This window comes from Stenotrophomonas sp. RS-48, assembly GCF_030053245.1.
Taxonomy (GTDB): Bacteria; Pseudomonadota; Gammaproteobacteria; order Xanthomonadales; family Xanthomonadaceae; genus Stenotrophomonas; species Stenotrophomonas maltophilia_P.
Window position 1 is genome coordinate 34632 of the sequence record NZ_JASGBV010000064.1, and the last position, 25049, is coordinate 59680.

At 67.5% G+C, this 25049-nt stretch carries 22 protein-coding genes; 9 read left to right on the forward strand and 13 right to left on the reverse strand.

Features of this window, described 5'->3' with window-relative positions:
- Position 1 precedes the first annotated feature (1 nt).
- The 3 genes from carB to dapB form a co-directional block, all read right to left on the reverse strand.
- Positions 2 to 3244: a carbamoyl-phosphate synthase large subunit gene (carB, locus tag QMZ25_RS12380; RefSeq protein WP_197571294.1), complete on the reverse strand. Its 3243-nt coding sequence runs from the start codon at positions 3242 to 3244 to the stop codon at positions 2 to 4.
- A 150-nt stretch (positions 3245 to 3394) separates the two neighbouring features.
- A complete protein-coding gene (carA, locus tag QMZ25_RS12385; RefSeq protein ID WP_053519346.1) occupies positions 3395 to 4522 on the reverse strand; it encodes a glutamine-hydrolyzing carbamoyl-phosphate synthase small subunit in 1128 nt (375 codons plus the stop codon).
- Positions 4523 to 4848: 326 nt separating this feature from the next.
- Positions 4849 to 5580, reverse strand: coding sequence for a 4-hydroxy-tetrahydrodipicolinate reductase (gene dapB / locus QMZ25_RS12390; protein ID WP_081284436.1), 732 nt, complete (start codon positions 5578 to 5580; stop codon positions 4849 to 4851).
- Between the two features lie 89 nt (positions 5581 to 5669).
- Between dapB and QMZ25_RS12395 the strand changes: the two genes are divergently transcribed.
- Positions 5670 to 6431 carry a 3-oxoacyl-ACP reductase gene (locus QMZ25_RS12395; protein WP_262218468.1) on the forward strand — a complete coding sequence of 254 codons (762 nt, stop codon included), beginning with the start codon at positions 5670 to 5672 and terminating at the stop codon, positions 6429 to 6431.
- Positions 6432 to 6473: 42 nt separating this feature from the next.
- Here QMZ25_RS12395 and QMZ25_RS12400 read toward each other — a convergent pair whose 3' ends face one another.
- The 3 genes from QMZ25_RS12400 to QMZ25_RS12410 are packed head-to-tail and all read right to left on the reverse strand — an operon-like array spanning position 6474 to position 8841.
- Positions 6474 to 6728 carry a DUF6587 family protein gene (locus tag QMZ25_RS12400; protein WP_065175605.1) on the reverse strand — a complete coding sequence of 85 codons (255 nt, stop codon included), beginning with the start codon at positions 6726 to 6728 and terminating at the stop codon, positions 6474 to 6476.
- Positions 6728 to 8590 (reverse strand): ferrous iron transport protein B, encoded by a 1863-nt coding sequence (gene feoB / locus QMZ25_RS12405; RefSeq protein WP_053519515.1) that lies wholly within the window; start codon positions 8588 to 8590, stop codon positions 6728 to 6730. Before feoB ends, QMZ25_RS12400 begins: the two co-directional genes overlap by 1 nt.
- On the reverse strand, positions 8587 to 8841 hold the full coding sequence (locus QMZ25_RS12410) for a FeoA family protein (RefSeq protein ID WP_053519514.1): 255 nt from the start codon (positions 8839 to 8841) through the stop codon (positions 8587 to 8589). The genes feoB and QMZ25_RS12410 overlap by 4 nt, the downstream gene beginning before the upstream one ends.
- Positions 8842 to 8960: 119 nt before the next feature.
- On the opposite strand from QMZ25_RS12410, the gene QMZ25_RS12415 reads away from it, so the two are divergent.
- The 5 genes from QMZ25_RS12415 (at position 8961) to yeiP (ending at position 12532) form a co-directional block, all read left to right on the forward strand.
- On the forward strand, positions 8961 to 9749 hold the full coding sequence (locus QMZ25_RS12415; protein ID WP_053519513.1) for an enoyl-CoA hydratase/isomerase family protein: 789 nt from the start codon (positions 8961 to 8963) through the stop codon (positions 9747 to 9749).
- Between the two features lie 2 nt (positions 9750 to 9751).
- On the forward strand, positions 9752 to 10153 hold the full coding sequence (locus QMZ25_RS12420) for a VOC family protein (protein ID WP_065175603.1): 402 nt from the start codon (positions 9752 to 9754) through the stop codon (positions 10151 to 10153).
- Complete coding sequence (locus tag QMZ25_RS12425) at positions 10150 to 11043, forward strand: hydroxymethylglutaryl-CoA lyase (protein ID WP_065175602.1); 894 nt, start codon at positions 10150 to 10152, stop codon at positions 11041 to 11043. The genes QMZ25_RS12420 and QMZ25_RS12425 overlap by 4 nt, the downstream gene beginning before the upstream one ends.
- 103 nt (positions 11044 to 11146) lie before the next feature.
- Positions 11147 to 11917, forward strand: a complete 771-nt coding sequence (locus QMZ25_RS12430; protein ID WP_128988706.1) for an SDR family oxidoreductase — start codon at positions 11147 to 11149, stop codon at positions 11915 to 11917.
- 48 nt (positions 11918 to 11965) lie between these two features.
- Complete coding sequence (gene yeiP / locus QMZ25_RS12435; RefSeq protein WP_005409468.1) at positions 11966 to 12532, forward strand: elongation factor P-like protein YeiP; 567 nt, start codon at positions 11966 to 11968, stop codon at positions 12530 to 12532.
- 53 nt (positions 12533 to 12585) lie between these two features.
- Here the strand turns inward: yeiP and QMZ25_RS12440 are convergent, their stop codons facing one another.
- The 4 genes from QMZ25_RS12440 to QMZ25_RS12455 all read right to left on the reverse strand — a co-directional run bounded on the left by QMZ25_RS12440 (position 12586) and on the right by QMZ25_RS12455 (position 18075).
- Positions 12586 to 13284 (reverse strand): MliC family protein, encoded by a 699-nt coding sequence (locus QMZ25_RS12440; RefSeq protein ID WP_197571289.1) that lies wholly within the window; start codon positions 13282 to 13284, stop codon positions 12586 to 12588.
- An 83-nt stretch (positions 13285 to 13367) separates the two neighbouring features.
- Complete coding sequence (locus QMZ25_RS12445) at positions 13368 to 13760, reverse strand: nuclear transport factor 2 family protein (RefSeq protein ID WP_197571288.1); 393 nt, start codon at positions 13758 to 13760, stop codon at positions 13368 to 13370.
- A complete protein-coding gene (locus tag QMZ25_RS12450; RefSeq protein WP_283219708.1) occupies positions 13747 to 16890 on the reverse strand; it encodes a multidrug efflux RND transporter permease subunit in 3144 nt (1047 codons plus the stop codon). The genes QMZ25_RS12445 and QMZ25_RS12450 overlap by 14 nt, the downstream gene beginning before the upstream one ends.
- A 36-nt stretch (positions 16891 to 16926) precedes the next feature.
- Positions 16927 to 18075, reverse strand: a complete 1149-nt coding sequence (locus tag QMZ25_RS12455; protein WP_283219709.1) for an efflux RND transporter periplasmic adaptor subunit — start codon at positions 18073 to 18075, stop codon at positions 16927 to 16929.
- A 129-nt stretch (positions 18076 to 18204) separates the two neighbouring features.
- Between QMZ25_RS12455 and QMZ25_RS12460 the strand changes: the two genes are divergently transcribed.
- Together QMZ25_RS12460 and QMZ25_RS12465 are read left to right on the forward strand one after the other, a co-directional pair.
- Positions 18205 to 18921 (forward strand): response regulator, encoded by a 717-nt coding sequence (locus tag QMZ25_RS12460; protein WP_180876004.1) that lies wholly within the window; start codon positions 18205 to 18207, stop codon positions 18919 to 18921.
- On the forward strand, positions 18921 to 19988 hold the full coding sequence (locus QMZ25_RS12465) for an ATP-binding protein (protein WP_053519504.1): 1068 nt from the start codon (positions 18921 to 18923) through the stop codon (positions 19986 to 19988). Before QMZ25_RS12460 ends, QMZ25_RS12465 begins: the two co-directional genes overlap by 1 nt.
- Here the strand turns inward: QMZ25_RS12465 and QMZ25_RS12470 are convergent.
- The 3 genes from QMZ25_RS12470 to QMZ25_RS12480 all read right to left on the reverse strand — a co-directional run bounded on the left by QMZ25_RS12470 (position 19966) and on the right by QMZ25_RS12480 (position 23616).
- Entirely contained in the window at positions 19966 to 21720 is a 1755-nt protein-coding gene (locus QMZ25_RS12470; protein WP_283219711.1) for a DUF4105 domain-containing protein, read from the reverse strand. The two genes, QMZ25_RS12465 and QMZ25_RS12470, sit on opposite strands and share 23 nt — an antisense overlap.
- A 145-nt stretch (positions 21721 to 21865) precedes the next feature.
- Positions 21866 to 22165, reverse strand: coding sequence for a DUF2388 domain-containing protein (locus QMZ25_RS12475; protein ID WP_053519503.1), 300 nt, complete (start codon positions 22163 to 22165; stop codon positions 21866 to 21868).
- A gap of 62 nt (positions 22166 to 22227) precedes the next feature.
- The gene (locus QMZ25_RS12480) at positions 22228 to 23616 is read right to left on the reverse strand and encodes an FAD-binding oxidoreductase (protein ID WP_283219710.1); all 1389 of its coding nucleotides are present in this window, start codon (positions 23614 to 23616) and stop codon (positions 22228 to 22230) included.
- A gap of 171 nt (positions 23617 to 23787) precedes the next feature.
- Between QMZ25_RS12480 and serA the strand changes: the two genes are divergently transcribed.
- Positions 23788 to 25029, forward strand: coding sequence for a phosphoglycerate dehydrogenase (gene serA / locus QMZ25_RS12485; protein WP_111186471.1), 1242 nt, complete (start codon positions 23788 to 23790; stop codon positions 25027 to 25029).
- The last annotated feature ends 20 nt before the right edge of the window (positions 25030 to 25049 follow it).

Sequence of the window (25049 nt, forward strand, 5' to 3'; positions counted from 1 at the left end):
CTCATGCATTCAACTCCTTGTGCAGCTCCTGCAGCGACCAGACGGGGCCGGTGCCGCGGAATTCCAGTGAATCCACCAGCGCCTTGGCGCCGGCAATGGTGGTCGAGTAGGTGACGCGGTGCTGCAGCGCCTCGCGACGGATCGAGAACGAGTCGTTGATCGCCGAGCGACCTTCGGTCGTGTTGACGATGTAGACGATCTCGCCGTTCTTGATCGAATCGACGATGTGCGGACGGCCCTCGACCACCTTGTTGATGATCTCGCACTGCATGCCATGCTGCTGCAGCCAGGCAGCGGTGCCACGGGTGGCCACCAGGCTGTAGCCGCGCGCCAGCAGCGCCCTGGCGACCGGCAGCACGCGCTTCTTGTCCGGGTCGCGCACCGACACGAAGGCCTTGCCGATCGGCGGGGCCTTGATGCCGCCGGCTTCCTGCGCGCGTGCGAAGGCGGCGTTGAAGCTGCGGCCGACGCCCATCACCTCGCCGGTGGAGCGCATTTCCGGCCCGAGGATCGGATCGACGCCCTGGAACTTGGCGAACGGGAAGATCGCTTCCTTCACCGAGTAGTAGTCCGGCACGATCTCTTCAGTCGCACCCTGCTCGGCCAGGGTCTTGCCGGCCATGCAGCGTGCGGCGATCTTGGCCAGCGGCATGCCGGTGGCCTTGGACACGAACGGCACCGTGCGCGAGGCACGCGGGTTCACTTCAAGCAGGTAGACGGTGTCGTCGCCCTCGTCGCTGGTCTGGATCGCGAACTGGGTGTTCATCAGGCCGACCACGTTCAGCGCCTTGGCCAGCTCCACCACCTGGCGACGCAGCTCGGCCTGGGTCTCGGCCGACAGCGAGTACGGCGGCAGCGAGCACGAGGAATCGCCCGAGTGCACGCCGGCTTCTTCGATGTGCTCCATCACGCCACCGATCAGCACGTTGCCATCCTTGTCGGCGATGATGTCGACATCGCACTCGACAGCGTTGTCGAGGAAGCGGTCCAGCAGCACCGGCGAATCGTTGGACACCTTCACCGCATCACGCACGTAGCGGGCCAGATCGGCTTCGCCGTACACGATCTCCATCGCACGGCCACCGAGCACGTAGCTCGGACGCACCACCAGCGGGTAGCCGATCTCGCGGGCCAGCAGCAGGGCTTCCTGGTCGTTGCGGGCGATGCGGTTCGGCGGCTGCTTCAGGCCGAGCTTGTCCACCAGCTGCTGGAAACGCTCGCGGTCTTCGGCCAGGTCGATGGAGTCCGGGCTGGTACCGATCACCGGCACGCCATTGGCTTCCAGCGCGCGCGCCAGCTTCAGCGGCGTCTGGCCACCGTACTGCACGATCACGCCCTTCGGCTGTTCCAGCTCGACGATCTCCAGCACGTCTTCCAGCGTCAGCGGCTCGAAGTACAGGCGGTCGGAGGTGTCGTAGTCGGTCGACACGGTTTCCGGGTTGCAGTTGACCATGATGGTTTCATAACCATCCTCGCGCAGCGCCAGCGCCGCATGCACGCAGCAGTAGTCGAACTCGATGCCCTGGCCGATGCGGTTCGGACCGCCGCCCAGGATCATGATCTTGTCGCGGTTGCTCGGCGCGGCCTCGCACTCGTCCTCGTAGGTCGAATACAGGTAGGCGGTGCCGGTGGCGAACTCGGCAGCACAGGAGTCCACGCGCTTGTAGACCGGGCGCACCTTGTGGGCACGACGCAGTGCGCGGATGGCCGCTTCGTTGGTGCCGGTCAGCTGGGCCAGGCGGGCGTCGGAGAAACCGGCACGCTTGAGCCTGCGCAGACGCGCAGCGTCGAGCGCGTCGATGCCGTCGGCAGCGACTTCACCTTCGGCAGCGATGATTTCCTCGATCTGGTCCAGGAACCAGTGGTCGATGAACGACAGCGCATGGATCTCTTCCACGCTCATGCCGGCGCGGAACGCGTCGGCCACGTAGAACAGGCGCTCCGGACCCGGTGCCTTCAGCTCGCGGCGCAGGGTCTGCAGGTCTTCCTCGTTGGCCAGGTCCAGGCCGGTCGGGTCGAAGCCGACCTTGCCGGTTTCCAGGCCACGCAGCGCCTTCTGTACCGATTCCTGGAAGGTGCGGCCCATCGCCATGACTTCGCCCACCGACTTCATCTGGGTGGTCAGGCGTGCATCGGCGGCCGGGAACTTCTCGAAGGCGAAGCGCGGGATCTTGGTGACCACGTAGTCGATGGACGGCTCGAACGACGCCGGGGTCAGGCCACCGGTGATCTCGTTCTTCAGTTCGTCCAGGGTGTAGCCCACGGCCAGCTTGGCGGCCACCTTCGCGATCGGGAAGCCGGTGGCCTTGGAGGCCAGCGCCGAGGAGCGCGACACGCGCGGATTCATCTCGATGACGACCACGCGGCCGGTCTTCGGGTTGATGCCGAACTGCACGTTGGAGCCGCCGGTATCGACGCCGATCTTGCGCAGCACGGCGATGGAGGCATCGCGCAGGCGCTGGTATTCCTTGTCGGTCAGGGTCTGCGCCGGGGCCACGGTGATCGAGTCACCGGTGTGCACGCCCATCGGATCGAGATTCTCGATCGAGCACACGATGATGCAGTTGTCGGCGGTGTCACGCACCACCTCCATCTCGAATTCCTTCCAGCCCAGCACCGACTCTTCCACCAGCACTTCGGTGGTCGGCGACAGTTCCAGGCCGCGGCTGACGATTTCCACCAGCTCTTCGCGGTTGTAGGCGATACCACCGCCGCTGCCGCCCAGGGTGAAGCTCGGACGGATGATGGTCGGGTAGCCGACGCGGGTCTGGATCTCCAGCGCTTCGTCCAGCGTGTGAGCGACGGCGGCGGTCGGGCACTCCAGGCCGATCTCGCCCATCGCCACGCGGAACAGCTCGCGGTCTTCGGCCATGCGGATCGCTTCGCGCTTGGCACCGATCAGCTCGACGTTGTACTTCTCCAGCACGCCGTTGTCGGCCAGGTCCAGCGCGCAGTTCAGCGCGGTCTGTCCCCCCATGGTCGGCAGCAGCGCGTCGGGCTTCTCTTTGGCGATGATCTTCTCGACCGTCTGCCAGTTGATCGGCTCGATGTAGACGGCGTCGGCCATCTCCGGGTCGGTCATGATCGTGGCCGGGTTGCTGTTGACCAGCACCACGCGGTAACCCTCGTCGCGCAGGGCCTTGCAAGCCTGGGCACCGGAGTAGTCGAACTCGCAGGCCTGGCCGATGACGATCGGGCCGGCACCGATGATGAGGATGGTCTTTAGGTCAGTGCGCTTGGGCATTTTCTTCTCTAAGTCAGTACAGCGTGACAAGGGGGAGTGATCGCACGCTGTCGATCAGGAATCTCGATCCGCAGCGCCGCGCCGCGAGGCAGCAGCAATGCGGGGGCTTACGGTCCATCGCGGTGCCACCGGTGGCCGGTGGCCTGCGGATCACGCCTTGGCCTGTTCCATCAGGGTTACGAAACGGTCGAACAGCGGACCGACGTCGTGCGGGCCCGGCGACGCTTCCGGATGACCCTGGAAGGAGAACGCCGGCACATCGGTGCGTGCGATGCCCTGGTTGGTGCCATCGAACAGCGACCGGTGGGTCACGCGCAACGTCGCCGGCAGGGTGGCTTCATCGACCGCGAAACCATGGTTCTGCGAGGTGATCATCACCCGGCCACTGTCCAGGTCCTGCACCGGATGGTTCGCACCATGGTGGCCATGGCCCATCTTGACGGTCTGCGCGCCCGAGGCCAGGCCCAGCAGCTGGTGGCCCAGGCAGATGCCGAAGGTCGGAATCTTCACGTCGATGAAGGTCTTGATCGCGGCGATCGCGTAATCGCACGGCTCCGGGTCACCCGGGCCATTGGACAGGAAGACACCGTCGGGCTTCAGCGCCAGCACTTCAGCCGCCGGGGTCTGCGCCGGCACCACGGTCACTTCGCAGCCGCGTTCGGCCAGCATGCGCAGGATGTTGGTCTTCACGCCGAAATCGTAGGCCACGACCTTGAAGCGGGCCGGCACGCTGACGAAGGCGTTGGCATCCAGGTCCAGCTGGCCCTCGGTCCAGACATAGGTCTTCTCGGTAGTGACGACCTTGGCCAGATCCATGCCCTTCAGACCCGGGAACTTGCGGGCGGCTTCCAGCGCCTTCTCAACATCGATGTCACCAGCCATCAGCGCACCGTTCTGGGCGCCGTTCTCGCGCAGGATGCGGGTGAGCTTGCGGGTATCGATGCCAGCGATGGCCACCACGCCACGCTGGATCAGCCAGTCCTGCAGCGACACCTGGCTGCGCCAGTTGCTGGGGCGGCGCGGCACATCGCGCACGATCAGGCCGGCCGACCACACTTTGGAGGCTTCGTCGTCCTGGTCGGTCATGCCGGTGTTGCCAATATGCGGATAGGTCAGCGTGACCATCTGCCGGGCGTAGGACGGATCGGTCAGCACTTCCTGGTAACCGGTCATGGCGGTGTTGAACACCACTTCACCGACGGACAGGCCGGGCGCGCCTACGGATTCGCCCTCGAATACGGTGCCGTCTTCGAGGACGAGGATTGCGGCTTGGGTCACGGAAATCTCACTTTGGCTACCGAGGGGGTGCCGAAGTCACGCCTGTGCTTCACGGAAATCCGGTTGCAAAAAAGCGCGGACGTACGGTTCAGGACCGGTCCGGCTTTGGTGATTCGGCGAGTGCGAATTGTAGCGCTGCCGGAGCGCTCGCGCCAGCGGTTGAATCGTTTCATGAACAGGCGACTGCGTATTCATTTCAATACGCCCGCGTGTGCAAAGCGCGATGGCCGGGGTCGGATCCCTTTTCATGCGGGAAAAGGGCTCTGATCCCAATCGCGGCGAGGGGTCAGATCCCTTTCCGTGGGAAAGGGATCTGACCCCGTGAATCAGTCCGCCGGGGTGTCCAGCAGGTCGCGCACCCGGTAGCTCCCGGGCGCCCGCCCCTGCAGCTGGCGTGCGGCGAACAGCGCACCGCGGGCGAAGATGTCGCGGTTGGTCGCCCGGTGGACCAGTTCGATGCGCTCGCCCAGGCCGGTGAACTGCACCAGATGCTCACCCACGATATCGCCGGCCCGCAGGCTGGCGTACTGCGGATCCGCCCCACCCCGCTGCGCGGCTGCGCCCAGGGTCAGTGCCGTTCCCGAGGGCGCATCCTTCTTCTGCGTATGGTGCGATTCCACGATGTCGCAGTCCCAGCCCGACAGGGCCTGCGCAGCACGCTCGACCAGCTCGTCCAGCACCGCGACACCGAGGCTGAAGTTCGAAGCCCACACCAGCGGAATGCGCGCCGCGGCGGCGTCCAGCGCCTGGCGCTGCGCACTGGAGATGCCGGTGGTACCCGATACCAGGCCTGCGCCGCGTTCAACGCACAGGGCCAGCATCGCATCGAAGCCTTCCGGCAGGCTGAAGTCGATGGCCACATCGAATGCCGGCGCCCCTGCCAGCTCGCTGGCGGCAAAGAACGGCACTCCGTCGACCACCCGCTGGGCCGGCGCGCGGCCGGTCACCGCCGCCACGATCTGCAGGGTTTCGGGATGATCGGCGGCCAGCCGCAGCAGGGCCTGGCCCATGCGCCCGGAAGCGCCGTGAATGAGCAATCGCAGGGGAGTCTGGTTCATGCCCCGCAGGCTAGCGGCAGCATGCCCGGTCCGGCAAGCATCATCGCTGCTACGCTGCAGGACTCTTCATGCAATGGACCGCATTTCCCATGCAGATCAGCGAACAGCTGGTACTGGTCACCGGCGCTGGCCGCGGCCTCGGCCAGCATATCGCCCGCGCATTCGCCGCGCAGGGTGCCCGGATCATCATCAACTACCACCGCAGCGAGGCGGCCGCACGTGCGCTGGCGGTGGAGCTGGGCGGGCAGGCACTCGCGCTCCGCGCCGACGTCACCGACCGGAGCCAGATCGAGGCACTGCTGCAGCAGGCGCTGGCGCATTTCGGCCAGGGCGTGACCACCGTGGTCAACAACGCATTGGCCGATTTCTCCTTCAATGGTGATGCGCGCGACGGCGCCGCCGACATTGGCTGGCCGGCGTTCCAGGCGCAGTTCGAAGGCAGCGTGCGCGGCGCGCTCAACACCGTGCAGGCCGCCCTGCCCGGCATGCAGGCGCGCGGTTTCGGCCGCATCATCAACATCGGCACCAATCTGTTCCAGAACCCGGTGGTGCCCTATCACGACTACACGGCCGCCAAAGCCGCCCTGCTTTCGCTGACCCGCACCTTGGCCGGCGACCTGGGGCCGCAGGGCATCACCGTCAACATGCTGTCCGGCGGCCTGCTGCGCAGCACCGATGCCAGCGCGGCGACACCGCAGGCGGTGTTCGATTACATCGCCGCCAACACGCCACTGCGCAGCGTGACCACGCCGGCCGAGTTCGCCGACGCCGCGCTGTTCTTCGCCAGCCCCTGGGCGCGCGCGGTCACCGGCCAGAATCTGGTGGTGGACGGTGGGCTGGTGCGGGATTGAGGCTTCGGCGAGCGCAGCAGCCCCCGCTCTCTCCCGCCATCGTCAGTGCTGCTTCGGCGGCGTCGGCCCGCAGCTGTCGCAGCCACCACAGGCACCGCCGCCGCCACTGACAGGGGGCGCGATCCTGCGGCCCAGCGCCTGCAGCCAGCCGGCGCGGCCGGGCTTGAGCAGCGCCAGTGCCAAGGCACCGCGCATTCTGCGCACGGTGCCGGGGAACTGCTTTTTCAGTACGACCCACGCGCTGACCAGCACGGCCAGCGCAACGAGCAGGTACTGGAGCAGCAGTCCTGCGTCCATCAGCCGCCTCCCAGCGCCACGGTCACCTGGTAGGTGATCAGCGCTGCAACGTAGGCCGCTGCGAACAGGTAGAACGCTGCGAAACCCATCTTCTTCCACGAGTTGGTCTCACGCTTGATGGTGGCCAGCGTGGAGATGCACATCGGCGCATAGATGAACCACACCAGCAGCGACAGGCCCGTGGCCAGCGACCAGCCATCGGCCACCACCGGCGTGAGCGCCGAGATCGCCGCATCGTCGTCGGCCGCGGACAGCGCGTACACCGTCGCCAGCGAGGAAACCGCCACTTCACGCGCGGCCAGGCCCGGAATCAGTGCGATGCAGATCTGCCAGTTGAAACCCAGCGGGGCGAAAACCGCGGTCATCGCATGGCCGATGCGGCCGGCGTAGCTGTAATCGATGGCCGGCAGCGTGGCGTCGGCAGGCGCACCGGGGAACGACAGCAGGAACCACAGCAGCACGGTCAACGCCAGGATGATGCCGCCCACGCGCCGCAGGAAGATCATGCCGCGCTCATACAGGCCGACTGCCAGATCACGCGGATGCGGAATACGGTACGAGGGCAGCTCCAGCATCAGCGGATGCTCGCTCTTGTCGCGGCGCCACTTCTTCATGACCCACGACATCGCCAGCGCGCTGAGGATGCCGGCCACGTACAGTCCGAACAGCACCAGGCCCTGCTGGTTGAAGATGCCGACCTTGCCATCGGGAATGAAGGCGGCGATCAGCAGGGCATACACCGGCAGGCGGGCCGAACAGGTCATCAGCGGCGCCACCAGGATCGTCGCCAGCCGGTCGCGTGGATCCTGGATGCTGCGGGTGGCCATGATGCCCGGCACCGCGCAGGCGAAGCTGGACAGCAGCGGGATGAACGAACGCCCCGACAGGCCGGCCGCGGCCATCAGCCGATCGAGCAGGAACGCTGCACGTGGCAGGTAGCCGGACTCTTCCAGCGCGAGGATGAACGCGAACAGGATCAGGATCTGCGGCAGGAACACCACCACGCCTCCCAGGCCGGCGATGATGCCGTCGGTCAGCAGGCTGGTCAGCGGCCCCTCCGGCAGCGCGCCACCGACCACCTCGCCCAGCCAGCCGAAGCCGGCCTCGATGCCATCCATCAGCGGTGTCGCCCAGGCGAACACCGCCTGGAAGATCAGGAACATCACCACGACCAACGTCACCAGTCCGAACACCGGGTGCAGCAGCCAGCGGTCAAGCGTGTCGTCGATCTTCGCGGTGCGCGCCGGCATGCGCACGGCCACCGCCAGGATGTCGCGTACCCGGGCGTGGTAGTCGATGCCGTCCTCGGCCGGCGGCACCGGCGCATCCAGGTGCGGCACCATGCGGTCCAGGCGCTCGACCAGCGCACGCGCGCCCTGCTTGCGTACCGCCACGGTCTCGACCACCGGCACGCCCAGCTCGCGCTCCAGCGCTGCCACGTCCAGTTGGATGCCACGGCGCTCGGCCGCATCCACCATGTTCAGCGCCACCACCATCGGTTTGCCCAACTCGCGCAGTTCCAGTGCGAAGCGCAGGTGCAGGCGCAGGTTGGTGGCATCGATCACGCACAACAGTACGTCCGGCGCGGCCTCGCCCGGATAGAAGCCGCGGCACAGGTCGCGGGTGATCGCCTCGTCCAGGCTCGCCGGGTGCAGGCTGTACGCACCCGGCAGGTCAAGCACGGCGAACTCGCGGCCGGAGGGTGCGCGCAGGCGTCCTTCCTTGCGCTCGACGGTCACGCCGGTGTAATTGGCGACCTTCTGCCGGCTGCCGGTCAGCTGGTTGAACAGGGCGGTCTTGCCGCTGTTCGGGTTACCGACCAGCGCGATGCGCAGGGGGGCGGCAGTGGCGGATGCGGTCATGCACGTCTTTCCTGGCTGGCAGCGTCGATCACGACGCGCTTGGCTTCACTGATACGCAGTGCGAAACGGGTGAACCCGACCTGCACCAGCAACGGCTCTCCCCCCAGTGGGCCCTTGGCCACCAGGCGGACCTCCTCGCCCTTGACGAAGCCCAGCTCGCGCAGGCGGCGGGCAATGGCATCGTTGGCATGCAGGTCCTGCACGGAGTCGACCACGGCCGAGGTATGCAGGGGCAGTTCGGACAGCGTCATCTAGCCTGTTCTCTGCTGGATGTAAATGGTTCTCGATTCTAACATTCCCGCGTCGCGTCATGGCCCATGACCAATGGCCCGCTATGATCCATACAGGTATGGAGTGACCCTGGAATCCCATGAACGATGCTTTGCAGATCGAGCGCAGTGGCGCCGTCCTCACCCTCTGGCTGAACCGGCCGGAGCTGCACAACGCCTTCGATGCAGGCCTGATCGCCCGGCTGACCGCCGCGCTGGAGGCGGCCGGGCGGGAAGACGCGGTGCGCGCGGTGGTGGTGGCCGGCCACGGCGCATCCTTCTCGGCCGGTGCCGACCTGCAGTGGATGCGGGGCATGGCCGCTGCCAGCGAGGCTGACAACCGCGAGGATTCTCTGGCCCTGGCGCGCCTGATGCGCACCCTGGACGAACTGCCCAAGCCGACCCTGGCCCGGGTCCACGGTGCCGCCTTCGGCGGGGGTGTCGGTCTGGTCGCCTGCTGCGACATCGCCATCGCCAGCACCAGCGCCCGGTTCGGCCTGACCGAAAGCCGCCTTGGCCTGCTGCCGGCCGTGATCTCGCCGTACGTGATCGAGGCGATCGGGCCGCGTCAGGCCCGCCGCTGGTTCGCGACCGGCGAGCACTTCGACGCCGACACCGCGCTGCGCATCGGCCTGGTGCACCAGCTGGTGGAACCGGAGCGGCTGGACGAGGCGGTGCAGCGCCAGCTGGCCCTGCTCGACAAGGCCGGCCCGATCGCCTCAGCGTCGGCCAAGCGCCTGGTCCGGCAGGTCCGTGACAGCCATGACCGCGATGCGCTCGACCGCGACAATGCCGCCCTGATCGCGCGCCTGCGGGTCTCGGCCGAGGGTCAGGAAGGCCTGGGCGCCTTCCTCGACAAGCGCGCCCCCCATTGGGTCACGGAGGCCTGAACATGCTCGATCATCTTGGTTTGACCAGCGCCGACCTGGCGCGCAGCAGGGCGTTCTTCAGCCAGGCACTGGCCCCACTGCAGATCGGCGTGGTGATGGAGGTCACCGCGGAGCAGACCGGCACCCATGACCAGGTCGGCTTCGGCCGCGATGGCAAGCCGTTCTTCTGGATCGGCAATGGCGGCAGCGTCAGCCATGGCGTGCACGTCGCCTTCGCCTGTACCGGCCGCGCGCAGGTGGACGCGTTCCATGCCGCCGCCCTGGCCGCCGGAGGACGCGACAATGGTGGTCCCGGCGTACGTCCCTGGTATCACCCGAACTACTACGCCGCCTTCGTGCTCGACCCGGACGGCAACAACATCGAGGCGGTCTGCCAGCGCCCCGCTGCGGAGACGGAGGCATGAGCGACTACGTCCGCATCGTCGAGGTCGGCCCGCGGGACGGCCTGCAGAACGAAAAGCAACCGGTCTCTACGGCCGACAAGATCGAGCTGATCAACCGCCTGTCGGCCACCGGCCTGCGCAGCATCGAAGCGACCAGTTTCGTCAGCCCGAAGTGGGTGCCGCAGCTGGCGGATGCCGCTGAGGTCTATGCCGGCATCCAGCGCCGGCCCGGCATCCACTATCCAGTGCTGGTACCGAATGAACAGGGCTACGAGCGGGCGCTCGCGGTCGGCGTGGAGGAAGTGGCGGTGTTCACGGCCGCCTCCGAGGCGTTCAACCGCACCAACACCAACGCCGGCATCGACGAGTCGCTGGCCCGCTTCGAGCCGATCCTGCGCCGCGCCGCCGCCGATGGCGTACGGGTACGCGGCTATGTCTCCACCGTGCTGGGGTGTCCCTACCAGGGCGAGGTCCCCCTGGCCGATGTGGTGCGGGTGGCGCGCGCCCTGCACCAGATGGGCTGCTATGAGATCTCGCTGGGCGACACGATCGGCGTCGGCACGCCGCGCAAGGCGCGGGCGATGCTGCAGGCAGTCGCCACGGAGATCCCGATGAGCGCGCTGGCCGTGCACTTCCATGACACCTACGGGCAGGCCATTGCCAACATCGCCACCTGCCTGGAAGAAGGCGTGCGCGTGGTCGACAGCGCCGTCTCCGGCGCGGGCGGCTGCCCTTACGCGAAAGGCGCCAGCGGCAACGTCGCCAGCGAGGACGTGGTCTATCTGCTGCAGGGCCTTGGCCTGGACAGCGGGGTGGACCTGCCGGCGCTGGCGGAAACCGGTCGTTGGCTGGCCGGCCTGCTCGGGCGTGCGACCGCCAGCCGCACCGGCCAGGCCCTCGCGGCCGTCTGATCCATCAGGGCGCGTCGCCCGGGCTCCGGGCGGCGCGGTGCACAACGGCAGCGGTCGTGGCTTCCGTTAGAATCGGCGGTTCTCGAACCTGCAGGACCGTGCAATGCAGCTGTCTTCCGTACGTGCCGTGATCACCGGCGGCGTTTCCGGCCTTGGCCTGGCCGTGGCCGAGCACCTCGTCGCCCAAGGCGGCAAGGTGGCCCTGTTCGACCTCAACGACGACAAAGGCAGCGCCGCCGTCGCCGCGCTGGGTGCCGACAACGCCCGCTATTTCAACGTCAACGTCAGTGATGAAGCTGCCGTGGCGGCGGCCATCGACCAGGCCCACGATTTCCTCGGCGGCCTCAACGTGGCGATGAACTGCGCCGGCATCCTCGGCGCGGGCCGTGTGCTCGGCAAGGAAGGCCCGATGCCGCTGGCCGGCTTCCAGGGCACGGTGATGGTCAACCTGGTCGGCAGCTTCAACGTGGCCAAGGCCGCCGCCAACCGCATGCAGCACAACGAGGCCGGCGCCGATGGCGAACGCGGTGTCATCATCAACACCGCCAGCATCGCCGCCTATGAGGGCCAGATCGGCCAGGCCGCGTACGCCGCCAGCAAGGGCGGTGTGGTGTCGATGACGCTGCCGATGGCCCGCGAGCTCTCGCGCTTCGGCATCCGCGTCAACACCATCGCCCCGGGCGTGTTCTGGACACCGATGGTCGATGGCATGCCCGAAGCCGTACAGCAGTCGCTTGCCGCCTCGATCCCGTTCCCGTCGCGGCTGGGCAAGCCGGAGGATTTCGCCAGCCTGGTCGGCTTCATCCTCGGCAACACCTACCTCAATGGCGAGACCATCCGCCTGGACGGCGCTACCCGCCTCGCTCCGAAGTGATTCCCCCGGGCGCCGGGACGGCGTCCACCCCCAACGACCCAGATCACCATGAAAGCCAACGACATCAAGAAGGGCAACGTCGTCGAGTACAACAACGGCGTCTACCAGATCCGCGACATCGAGCGCAGCTCCCCGCAGGGCCGGGGTGGCAACGTCCGCTTCCGCTTCATCATGTACAGCGTGCCGGGCGGCAACAAGCTCGATGCCAGCTTCGATGCCGACGACAATCTGGTCGAGGTCGAACTGCTGCGCCGCCAGTCCACCTATTCGTACAAGGATGGCGATGCATTCGTCTTCCTCGATGACGAGGACTACACCCCCTACACCCTGGATGCGGACGTCATCGGCGACGACGCCGGCTACATCACCGATGGCCTGACCGGCATCTACGTGCAGGTGATCGACGAGCAGCCGGTGGCCATCCAGTTGCCGGCCTCGGTGGTGCTGGAAGTGATCGAGACCCCGCCGGAACTGAAGGGCGGCACCGCCACCAAGCGTCCCAAGCCGGCCAAGCTCAATACCGGTATCGAGATCATGGTGCCGGAGTACATCGTCAATGGCGAACGCGTGCTGGTGAACACTGCCACCGGCGAGTTCGCAGGCCGCGCGGACTGAGCTGACCGCACGCGCCTGGCAGAGCCGAGCCCCGCTCGGCTCTGCCGACCAACTTACGGCTGCCTGGCGCCGAAATTGCCACACCCATGGTACTGGCGCGTGCCGACGGTCAGCATCGCCTTCGCCTCGAACGGCTCCCCACTCATGTCGTCCGTGCACGTCGTGCGCTGGAAGGTGAGCTTGATGTCGGTACCGTCCGCGGCCTTGCCACTCCACCCGTCGGCTCCCTCGTTGGGTGCGCCCACGTCGAAGTGCCGCTGGCCATAATCGACCTGCACCTGCAGGCCCGGCGTGTCACCGTCGACCACCGCCAGCCAGCCCGGTTCGTTGCCGGTCGCCCTGAACGCGGCAGCACCGGCACGGCCGTCGCCTTCCGTGGCCTCCACCGCGCGGCACTCGCGGTCCGCTTCGCCCTTCAGGCTGAGCAGCCCGTCATCGTGGCCCTTCGTCCAGAAACTGTTGCCCTGCCCGTCGCCGTACTTCGCCCCCGAAGCAGCACGCTCGGAGGTCATGGCGAACGTGCGATCCCCGATCACCACGGTGGCTGCGTCCTCGCCGTTGAACGTCGCACGCACGGCCAGATCGCCACACTGATAGGCCGTCTGGCTGGCGGTCGAGTTCGTGGACAGCGGCTGCGGCTCCGGCGGCGCCGGGTCAGCCGTGCCACCTGCTGCGGCAGGCGGCGTCGATGGCTGGCAGGCCGCCAGCACCAGGGCCAGCGAAGCCGTCGACAGACTGGAAACTACACGCATGACTCGACTCCTTGTCGACCGTACTTAAGATAACCACCCTATCATCCGGCGATGAGCCGGCGCTGAAACCGATGTGATCGCGTTCACGCCGCGAGCACCGTCATCGACAGCAGCTGCGCGCCCTCCCCGCCGGAACTACAGGCCCAGACCCGCAACAGACGCATCCGCAATGCCTGCTCCTGCCCGTGCCGGACGACCACCATCTGCACCGGGCTGGACAGCAGCGCCAGCCGACCGCACAGCAGGGTGTCCACCGCCTGCAGATGCAGCGCCCGCACCTGCAGGTGCCCGCCCAACCAGTCATCCAGCCAGGGCAGATCAAACAGACGCCCGCCATCGCCATCCATCATGAACATCGCCGGCGACAACAGCAGCGACAGTGCCTGCCGATCACCCTCGATCAGGGCCTGGCACAGGCGCCGTTCCAGCGCCTTCAGCTGTACGTCGTGCAGCGTTTGACCGTTATCCGTTCCCATCCACAGATCCTTCCGGCAGTGGCCGGCGCCTGCGCAGGCGCCGCGCGATCCGTTGCCGCACCCCCTGCACCACCACATAGAACACCGGCACGAAGAACACCGCGAGCACGGTCGCGCTGACCATGCCACCGAACACACCGGTACCGATTGCCTGCTGTGTTTCCTTCGAGGCACCCTGCGCCACCATCAGGGGCACCACGCCGAGCGCGAACGCCAGCGACGTCATCACGATGGGCCGCAGGCGCAGGCGCGCTGCCTCCACGGCCGCTTCCACCAGCCCGCGTCCCTGCTGCTGCAGCTGTCGCGCGAACTCGACGATCAGGATCGCGTTCTTCGCCGACAGGCCGATCACCGTGATCATGCCGACCTTGAAGAAAACGTCGTTGGGCATGCCCCGCAGCAGCACCGCCGCTACGGCTCCCAGCAGGCCCAGCGGCACCACCAGCATCACCGCCATTGGTATGGACCAGCTCTCGTACAGCGCCGCCAGGACCAGGAACACCACCAGCATCGACAGCAGCAGCAACCACGGGGCCTGCGCGCCGGACTCGCGCTCCTGCAGCGACTGACTGGTCCACTGCAGTGCGAAGCCCGCCGGCAGCTGCCGGGCCAGGCGCTCCATCTCGTCCATCGCCTGCCCGGTGGAAACGCCCGACGCGGGCGCGCCGGACAGATTCAATGCCGGGAAGCCGAGATAGCGCTGCAGCTGCAGGGGCGCTTCCGTCCACTGCGGATCGACCAGCTCCGACAGCGCCACCATGCCCCCTTCGCTGTTGCGGACATACAGCTTGAGCACGTCGCCCAGCTCCATCCGGTACGGCGCATCCGCCTGGACGATGACCTGCTGCAGCCGTCCCTTGTTCGGAAAGTCGTTGACGTATTGCGAGCCCATTGCCGCCGACAGCGTTCCGCTGATCTCGCTGAACGCCACGCCCATCGCCTCGGCCTTGGCGCGATCGATGTCAAGCCGGACGCTGGTACCTGCGGGCATTCCATCGGCATGCACATCGGACAGCAGTGTGCTGGCCTGGGCCAGCTGCAGCAGCTGCTGGAGGGCAGCGCGCAGCTCGGCCTGGGTCTGCCCGGTCCGCGCCTGCAGCGCCAGCGAGAAGCCTGACGAGCGGCCGAGGCTGTCGATGGCCGGCGGCATCACGCTCATGACTTCGCCCTCGACCAGCGTCGACATCGCCTTCCGTACCGCCTCCACCTCGCCGGCAGCCGTCGCACCGGCACGCTCCCCCCAATCCTTCAGCATCGTGTAGGCCAGTGCAGCACTCGGCCCCGAGCCGGAGAAGCTGTACCCGAGGATCGACTGGTTGGATGCAACGCCGGGGCGCGAGGCCACGTGATGTTCGTACGCTTCAACGACGGCAAGCGTGCGCTCGGTGGTCGCCTCGGCCGGCAGCTGGATCGAGGTCATGAAGTACCCCTGGTCCTCCTCCGGCAGGAATGCCCCGGGCAACCCGTTAAGGCCCAGCAGAAGCGCTGCCACCAGTGCGACGAACACCCCCATCACGCGCCCGCTTCGCTGCAGCACGGCGGCCACGCAACGCTGGTAGCGGCCGGTCATCCGCTCGAAGCCGCGGTTGAAGGCGCCGAACAGGCCACTGCGGCCATGATGCCCGCGTGTGTTTCCGCGTAGCAGCGTGGCGCACAGTGCAGGCGTGAGGCTAAGCGCCAGCAGCGCGGAGAACAGGATCGATACCGACATCGCCACGGTGAACTGACGGTAGATCGCGCCCACCGAACCACTGGCGAACGCCATCGGAATGAACACCGCGGTCAATACCAGGGTGATGCCGATCACCGCGCCGGTCAGTTCGCGCATTGCCTTGATCGTCGCCTCGCGGGGTGGCAACCCCTCCTCGGCCATGATCCGTTCCACGCCTTCGACCACCACGATCGCATCATCGACGATGATGCCGATCGCCAGCACCATGCCGAACATGGTGAGGACGTTGATCGAGAATCCCAGCGCCAGCATTGCCGCGAACGTACCCAGCAGCGCGATCGGCGCGACCACGGCAGGTATCAGCGTATAGCGCCAGTTCTGCAGGAACAGGTACATCACCGCGAACACCAGCAGCATGGCCTCCAGCAGTGTCTGCACTACCTTGCGGATCGAGATGCTGACAAAGGGCGCGGTATCGAACGGAATGCTCGACTCCACGCCACGCGGCAGCAGCGGCGCCAGCTCGGCCATCCTGTCGCGCACCGCTGCGGCAGTGCGTACGGCGTTCGCACCGGGCCGCAGCTGGACGCCCGCCGCAGTCGCAGGCTGACCATCCTCACGGGTACCCCAGGCGTAACTCTGCGCCCCCAGTTCGACCCGGGCGACGTCACCCAGCAACACCCGCGAGCCATCCGCACGCGCACGCAGCACGATCGAAGCGAACTGCGCGGGCGTGGACAGCTGGCCATCGGCGCTCAGCGGCACGGTCAGGCGCTGGCCGGGCAGACCGGGGGAGTCGCCGATGCGACCCGGTGCGATTTCCAGGTTCTGCTGCTCGATGGCGCTGACCACGTCGCCCATGGTCAGGCCATACCCGGTCAGCCGCGTGGGATCGAGCCAGACGCGCATCGCCTGCTCCGCGCCGAACAGCTGCACGCGACCGACACCGTCGATGCGGCGCAATTCCTCGATGATGTTGCGCGCCATGAAGTCACCCAGCGCGGCCTCGCTGACGCTGGCATCCGGCGAACGCAGGCCGACCAGCATCAGGAAACCGGAATCGGCCGCCTCCACGTACAGCCCGTTCTGGCGCACGCTGCGCGGCAGGCGCGGCTCGATCGCCTTGATCCGGTTCTGCACATCGACCTGGGCCAGTTCGGGGTTGGTTCCTGGCTGGAAGGTCGCCGTGATCGACGCCTCCCCGGAGGTATCCACCGACGATTCGAAGTACAGCAGGTGCTTGACGCTGGACAGTTCGCGCTCGATCAGCGCGACCACCGCATCGTTCAATGTCTGCGGGCTTGCGCCTGGATAGCTCGCGTAGATGCTGACACTGGGCGGAGCGACTGCCGGGTAGCGTTCCACGGCCAACCGCGGAATCGCCAGGACACCGGCAAGGATGATGAAGATCGCCAGCACCCAGGCGAACACCGGGCGATCGATGAAGAAACGTGCCATGTTGGATTTTCCTGGATCGGCCGGGTCCTGGCGGACTCAGCCCTGACGACCGGACGGTGCGGCCCCGGCAGTGGCGACGGGCCGTGACCAGTCGTGCATCTGGACCACCACGCCTTCCTGCAGGCGCTCCTGGCCTTCGACCACCACCTTCTCGCCCGCCTTCAGGCCATGCCGGACCAGCCACTGCCGATCCACGCTGCCATCGATCTCCAGCGTGCGGATCACCGCCTTGCCGTCACTGCCGACCACCCAGGCATAGGCCTGGCCACCGGCACTGCGCAGCACGGCCTGCTGCGGCAGCACCAGCGCACTGGACGGGGCACCGCGCGGCACTCTTGCCCGTACGTACATTCCGGGCAGCAGCTGGCGCTGCGGGTTGTTCACCAGGATGCGCAGCATCACGTCGCCCGTACGCGCATCGACGCTGATGCCGGAGAACAGCAGCTCGCCACGTTCCGACAACGGCCGGCCCGCCGGGCCGATGATCGCCACCGACGACTGTCCACCGCTCGCGGCGCTGCGCTGCAGCGACTCCAGCTGGGACGCAGGCTGGCGAACATCCACGTAGACCTGGTCGATCTGCTGCACCACCGCCATCGGCTCGGCATCGGCCACGCCGACCAGCGCTCCCTCGGTCACCCATGCCTGATCGATGCGTCCGCTGATCGGCGCGCTGACCGTCGCATAGCGCAGGTCCAGCTGGCGGCGGGCAAGAATCGCCCGGGCTTCATTCACCGCGGCGCGCGCCTGCTCGTACTCGGCGCTGGCGTCGTCGCGATGCTGCTGGCTGACGGCCTGCGCCGCCGCCAGGGCGTGCAGCCGCTGCGACTGCACACGGCTGCGGGCAAGCGCCGCCTCGCTGCGCTGCAGGGCCGCCAGCGCCGAATCGACGTCCGCACGGAAGGCCGCCGGATCGATCTGGAACAACGCCTGCCCGGCGGTGACTTCGGCCCCCTGCTCGAACAGGCGACGCTGCACGATGCCGCCGACCTGCGCACGGATCTGTGCGGTACGCACGGCCGTCACGCGGCCCGGCAGCTCATCGTCGCGCTGCACGACCTGTGGGCCGACGGTCACCACACTCACGCGCGGTGCGGGTTCGGGGCTGGCCTCGGGCGAGGAACAGGCCGTCATGGCCAAGGCGAGGACCGCGATCAACGCGGCCGGGGTCCTGAAGGTTCTCATTGCTGTGCACAATGCCGCGGGCGCGGCGGATAGGTCATGAAGCGCGCAGTCTGCGCGGCGATGATGGGGTTTCGATGGAGGAAGTGTGGAGATACGATGGAGGCAAGCACCTTATGGCCTGATCCACGCATGCACGCCTCCACCGCCCTCGCCGCCCTGGTCCTGATCGTGGAGGACGAGGCCGAGATCGCCGACATCCTCACTGCCTATCTTGAACGTGAGGGCCTGCGCACCCTGCGCGCCGGCGACGGCCACAGCGCACTGGACCTGCACCGCAACATGCGTCCGGACCTGGTCCTGCTGGATGTACAACTGCCGCGGCTGGACGGATGGAGCGTGCTGAGCCAGCTGCGCCAGCGCGGGGAAACGCCGGTGATCATGCTGACCGCGCTCGACCAGGACCTGGACAAGCTGACCGCGCTGCGCATGGGTGCCGACGATTACGTGGTCAAGCCGTTCAACCCGGCCGAGGTGGCTGCGCGCGTGCGCGCGGTGCTGCGGCGGACGCTCAGATCCTCACGCGTGGATGCACCGGCGGCACTGCGCATCGGGCAGCTGCTGATCGATCCGGCAACCCATGCCGTGCATGTGGAAGGCGATGGCTACAGCCATGAAGTCCTGCTGACGCTGACCGAGTTCAAGCTGCTGCACTGCATGGCCCTGGCACCGACCCGCATCTTCAGCCGCAGTGAACTGATGCATGAATGCCTGCCTGAGAGTGAAGCGCTGGAGCGCACGGTCGACAGCCATGTCAGCAAGCTGCGCCGCAAGCTGGACGACGTGGGCATGGTCAACATCCCGGCCAGCGTGCGCGGCGTCGGTTACCGCCTGATGGCCGACCGCTGATGCGCCGGTCCGGGCTCAGCCGCCACATCGTCGTCTCGATGTCGCTGATGGTGATCGGCGTCATCGTGATGATGATCCTCTCGTCCTGGCTGCTGTATGCGGTGCTGGTCGAGTTTTCGCCGGCCAGTACGGTCGAGCCGGAAAGCTGGCTACCGACGGGTCCCGAACTGGCCTGGATGGTCGGTGTCATCCTGACCGGACTCGCCCTTGCGATCGCCGCGTCGTTCCGCCTCGCCCACCGTATCCTGTCCCCGTTGAATTCGCTGGTCGACAGCGTGCGAGCGCTGGCCAGCGGCGACCTGGGCGCACGCGCCAGCGCCGACGGCAACTCTCCCGGCGAGGTCGCCGCGCTGGTCGATGACTTCAACGCGATGGCGCGCCGCCTGCAGCACATGGAAAGCGAACGGATGATGTGGCACGCCGCCATCGCCCACGAACTGCGCACGCCGGTCACCATCCTGCGTGGTCGCCTGCAGGGCCTGGCCGAAGGCGTGTTCCACCCCGACGAATCGCAGTTCCGCAGCCTGCTGGCGCAGGTGGAAGGGCTGTCGCGGCTGATCGAGGATCTGCGCGTGCTGAGCCTGGCGGACAACGCCCGGCTGGACGTGCGCCGCGCCCGCACCGATGTGGTGGCCGAGGTGCACTCGGTGATGACCCTGGTCGATCCCCAGTTCCGCGCGGCCGGCTTCGTGCTGGAACTGGAGACCAGCCGCGAGGAGCACAACGCCCACTGCGATCCGACCCGCCTGCGGCAGGCGCTTCTTGCGTTGCTGGAGAACGCACGGCGCTACGCCAGCCCGGGCCGGGTGCGGATTGCCGTGCATGACACCCCGGGACACGTGCAGGTTGCCATCGAGGATGAGGGCCCCGGCATCGATCCGGCACTGCACGCGGACATTTTCAGCCCCTTCATGCGCGCCGACGGTTCACGTTCGCGCCAGGGCGGTGGCAGCGGCCTGGGCCTGGCCGTGGTCAAGGCCATTGCCGATGCACATGGCGGAAAGGTCTACTGCGCGCCCGGTGGCAGTGGCGGCAGCCGCTTCGTCATCGAACTGCCGCGTCAGTAGGCGTCGCCTGCCGTCGCAGGCGCTCACCCAGCGCCGCCAGGTTCGCATCGATGTCATCGAGCTCACCCCGCTGCGACGGCGGCAGCTGCTGCCGCAGCTGCATGCGCAGGGTCCGCCATGCCGGCACCGCCTGGGCGCTGGCCAGCGCAACGCGGTCGGCCAGCAGTACCTGTTCCTCAGGCAGCGGCAAGCCGTAGCCGCCGTCCGCCAGCAGCTCCCCGGGACGCAGCCACTGCCCGCTCAGGTCCAGCAGTTCACGCAGGCTCTGTGCCTCAGCGCTTTCCGGCGCCGCCAGCAGACGGCGCTTCAGCACGTCACGCGCGCGCAGCTCCGCGCGTCGCTGCGCGGCCTGTTCCAGCAGCAGCAGGCCAGCACTCGCGCGCAGATCACCCTGCAGCAGCCAGGGGCCGCGTTCGCGCGCGGGCAGCTTCAGCCATGCGCGCACGTCGCGCGCCGGCAAGGCGAGCTGGGTGGCAGCCACGGAAAAAAGCTGCTGGTAATGATCACGCGCGGAAGCAAAGTAATACCCCTGCGCCTGCGCACCCGCCCGATCCGCCAGTACCTGGTCGTCCAGAACATGCAACCGTGCCAGCCGACGCCGCAGTCCCCGCGGGGTGAGCTGGGCGAGCCCGGCCTGGCCGAGCCGGGGCACGCCGGCCTGCAGCAGTTTCGCAGTCTCCACCGCGCAGTTGTTGCTGACGAAGTAGTAGCGTCCGTCATAGGTCCAATGCACCTGCGCGGTGCGTTCCAGCAGGCTGGCGATTTCGTCGCGCTGCAGGCGCAGGGGCAGCGACTGCAGGCCACGCAGCTCGACCTTGGTGTATTCATCCACCACCTGCTGTAGCGGCAGCACGAACAGGCGCGAAGGATAGTCGCCGGTCAGGCCACGCCAGTTGGAAATCTGCACATCGCCCACGAACGCGCGGAAGGACAGCACGCGGTGATGTTCGAGATCCAGCCGGCACGCCGGTCCCGGCGTCCGGCCCGGCCGGCAGATGACCAGCCGCAGCATGCTGTGGCCCCAGCGGCTCATCGGCTGCCGGCTGCCTTCGGCGAACAGGTAGTCCACCGCATAGACGCGCGCGGGATCCAGCTGCAGCAACGAGGCTGCCCCCTCCTCCGCTTCGGCCTGCAGCAGTGGGAGGGTTGCCTCACAGTGCGGGCGTGGCAGCGATGGCGGCGTGCCGAAATGCGCCCGGTACCACTGCGCCAGGGCTGGACGGCGGCAGCCGAACGCACCATCGAGCACGAAATGCTCGGCATTCACTGCCAGGTACTCGGCCGCATCCGTCAGCTCGTAGGGATCCGGGCTGCGGTCACGGAAATCATTGTCACCGCGGCCCAGATGCCACGGCCTGCGCTGCCAGCCGGACAGATCGCGCCAGCGAGCGCTGCGCGACCAGCCTGCACCGTTGCGGTCGGCAACGTGGGCCAGTTCGTGCACCAGCGCGCTGCGTCGCGCGCGGCGGGCGCCGGGCACCTCCTCATCCAGCAGGTCGCGACGCAGCGACACGCGTCCGCCAAAGGCCCGACCGTGCACATCGGCCGGCAGGGCCTCACTCCAGCGCACCTGCACCTGCGGCGGCAACGCGCGCAGCAGCCCCTCGGGCAGCAGCGACTGCACGTCGGCCAGGGTCTGCCGGGCCAGCCGTTGTTGTGTTGGGTCCAGGCCTGCGGGGTCCAGCTGCAGGCGGTCGGTCGCATGCGCCACCGGTATCGCCAGCCACGCCAATGCGATACCCCATCCTGCATGCAGGGCACGCTTGGACAGCGCCGGGTCGCGGCCGGCATCTGCTGCTGCCCGCGTACGCAAGACGTTCAGCCGTGCATCGGCCGGCGCCACGGCAAGCGAAACCGCGGGCGGCATGCGGCCCGGATCAACGCGCCAGCAGGGCGCGCGCCAGTTCCAGATCGCTCTGCTGCTGCGCGGCAGCGTCCTGCTCGCGCAGATGGACCAGCGCGGCCTGCAGGCGCGCGCCACGGATCTGGCCGTCGCTGGCGACAAAGGCCGCGGCATCATCGCGCGCAGCGCGCACGACCTTGTCGTCACCCGAGCTGCTGCCCGACGAGCCGGACGATGCACCGGTTGCCGAACCGGCCGAGGTGCCGGCGAAGCTGGAAGCGAAGCCGGCCAGCGGCAGGGACAGCAGGGCAATCAGCAGGAACGGTCGGATCATCGGTCGCAGGCCGGTTGAAGGAATGGGTGGAGCGTAACGGGTGCGTGAAGGGTTTGCCCAGATCAGGCGTCGAACAGCTTGCCCGGGTTCAGCCGCCCTTCGGGATCGAACGCACGCTTGACCGCCTTCATCAACGCGATTTCCGCCGACCCGCGCGTGCTGTCCAGGTAACCCTTCTTGACCAGGCCGATCCCATGTTCGGCCGAAATGCTGCCATCGAAACGCGCCAGCACCTGCGCCAGCAGCTTGGTCACCTGCTCGCACTGGGCAAGGAACTCGGCGTCGCTGGTGTCGTCCGGCTTCAGCACGTTGATGTGCAGGTTGCCGTCGCCGATATGGCCGAACCAGACCACATCGAAGTGTGGATAGGCCTGGCCGATCAGCGCCTGGGTCTCGGCCAGGAATGCCGGCATCGCCGAGATACGCACCGAGACGTCATTCTTGTAGGGCTTGTAGCGCGCCAGTGATTCGGTGATGCCCTCCCGCAGGCGCCACAGCTGGGCCGCCTGGGCGTCGCTGGCGCTGATCACGCCGTCGCTGACCCAGCCGTTGCCCATGCAGTCCTCGAAGGCCGCCATTGCCGCGGCTTCCTGTGCCTCATCATTGGCAGCGAACTCGGTCACGACATAGTACGGATGCACTTCGTCGAACGGCGCCTGCGCACCATGTGCCAGCACGTGTTCCAGCGCCCGGTCGGTGAAGAACTCGAACGCCTGCAGCTGCAGGCGCGCGCGGAAGGCGGCGAATACCTGCATCAGCACATCGAAGCTGGGCAACGCCAGCAGCATCACGTTGCTGGCCGGCGGGGGATCGGTCAGCTTCACCGTTGCCTCGACGATCACGCCCAGCGTGCCTTCCGACCCGATCAGCAGCTGGCGGAAGTCGTAGCCGCTGGAGTTCTTGATCAGGCCCTTGTTCAACTCCAGCAGTTCGCCGCTGGCAGTGACCACCTTCAACCCGGCGATCCATTCACGGGTGTTGCCGTACCGGATCACGCGGATGCCGCCGGCATTGGTGGCGATGTTGCCGCCGATCGAACACGACCCGCGCGCGGCGAAGTCGACCGGATAGATCAATCCATGCTCCAGCGCGGCGTTGTGCAGCGCTTCGAGCGGCATGCCGGCCTGCACCACCAGGGTCCGGTCGACCGCGTCGTAGGCCAGGGCCTTGTTCATCCGTTCCAGGCTCAGCACCAGTTCGCCGTGGGCGGCCACCGCGCCGCCAGACAGCCCGGTACGGCCCCCGGAGGGCACGACCGCAACCGCTTCGGCCGCGCTCCAGCGCATCACCGCCTGCACCTCCTCGACCGTGGCCGGCAGCGCGATCGCCAGCGGCGCCGGCGTCCAGCGCCGGGTCCAGTCGCGACCGTAATGCTCCAGGTCGGATGGGTCGGTCTTCAGCTTCAGGCCGGGACAGGCCTGCAGCAGCGAGGCAATGCGGGAATCGGTCATGACGGTCCAGCGCGGTGCGTGACGAACGGGCAAGCGTGCCAGTGGCACGCGCCAGCGTCCAGCCCTGCAGTGCCGCACAGATAGCTACGGATGCAACCAATTGCGCACTGCACCATGGGCGGTCCGATCTGGCATAGTGGTCAGCCCCTGTCCCACTGGCCGTGTTGCCCCATGTCGCCGAAGAAGACCTCGTTCCCGAAGCAGGATATCCGCGTGCTGTTGCTGGAGGGGGTCAGCCAGACCGCCGTGGAGGTATTCAGCGCCGCCGGCTACAGCCAGATCGAGGCGCACACCAAGGCGCTCCCCGAGGACGAACTGAAGGCGCGCATCGCCGAGGCGCATATCGTCGGCATCCGTTCGCGCACCCAGCTCAGCGCCGAGGTGCTGGCCGAGGCCAAGCGCCTGATCGCGGTGGGCTGCTTCTGCATCGGCACCAACCAGGTCGATCTGGACGCGGCCGAGCTGGCCGGCATCCCGGTGTTCAACGCGCCCTATTCCAACACCCGCAGCGTGGCCGAACTGGTGATCGCCGAGGCGATCATGCTGACCCGTGGCATCCCGCAGAAGAACGCTGAATGCCACCGCGGCGGCTGGTCGAAGTCCGCCAGCGGCAGCCATGAGGTACGGGGCAAGACGCTGGGCATCATCGGCTACGGCCACATCGGCACCCAGGTCGGCGTGCTGGCCGAATCGCTGGGCATGCAGGTGATCTTCCACGACGTGGAAACCAAGCTGGCGCTGGGCAATGCCCGTGCCGCGGCCAGCCTGGACGACCTGCTGGCACGTGCCGACATCGTTACCCTGCACGTGCCGGAAACCCCGGCCACGCAGTGGATGATCGGCAGCACCGAGCTGGCGAAGATGCGCAAGGGCGCGCACCTGATCAATGCGGCGCGCGGCACCGTGGTCGACATCGACGCGCTGGACGCAGCGCTGGCCAGCGGCCATGTCGGCGGGGCTGCACTGGATGTGTTCCCGGTGGAGCCGAAGGGCAACGGCGACATCTTCGAATCACCACTGACCCGCCACGACAACGTGATCCTGACCCCGCATGTCGGCGGCAGCACGCTGGAAGCGCAGGACAACATCGGCGTGGAAGTCGCCGCCAAGCTGGTGCGCTACAGCGACAACGGCAGCACCCTGTCGGCGGTCAACTTCCCGGAAGTGACCCTGCCCGAACACGAAGACAGCCTGCGCCTGCTGCACATCCACCAAAACGTGCCGGGCGTGCTGTCCAAGGTCAACGAGATCTTCTCGCGCCACAACGTCAACATCGACGGCCAGTTCCTGCGCACCGACCCGAAGGTCGGTTACGTGGTGATCGACATCACCGCCAGCGAGGAGCAGGCCACCGCGGTACGCGAAGAACTGGCGGCCATTCCGGGCACGTTGCGTACCCGCATCCTGTATTGATTGAAGATTCGCCGGGCACG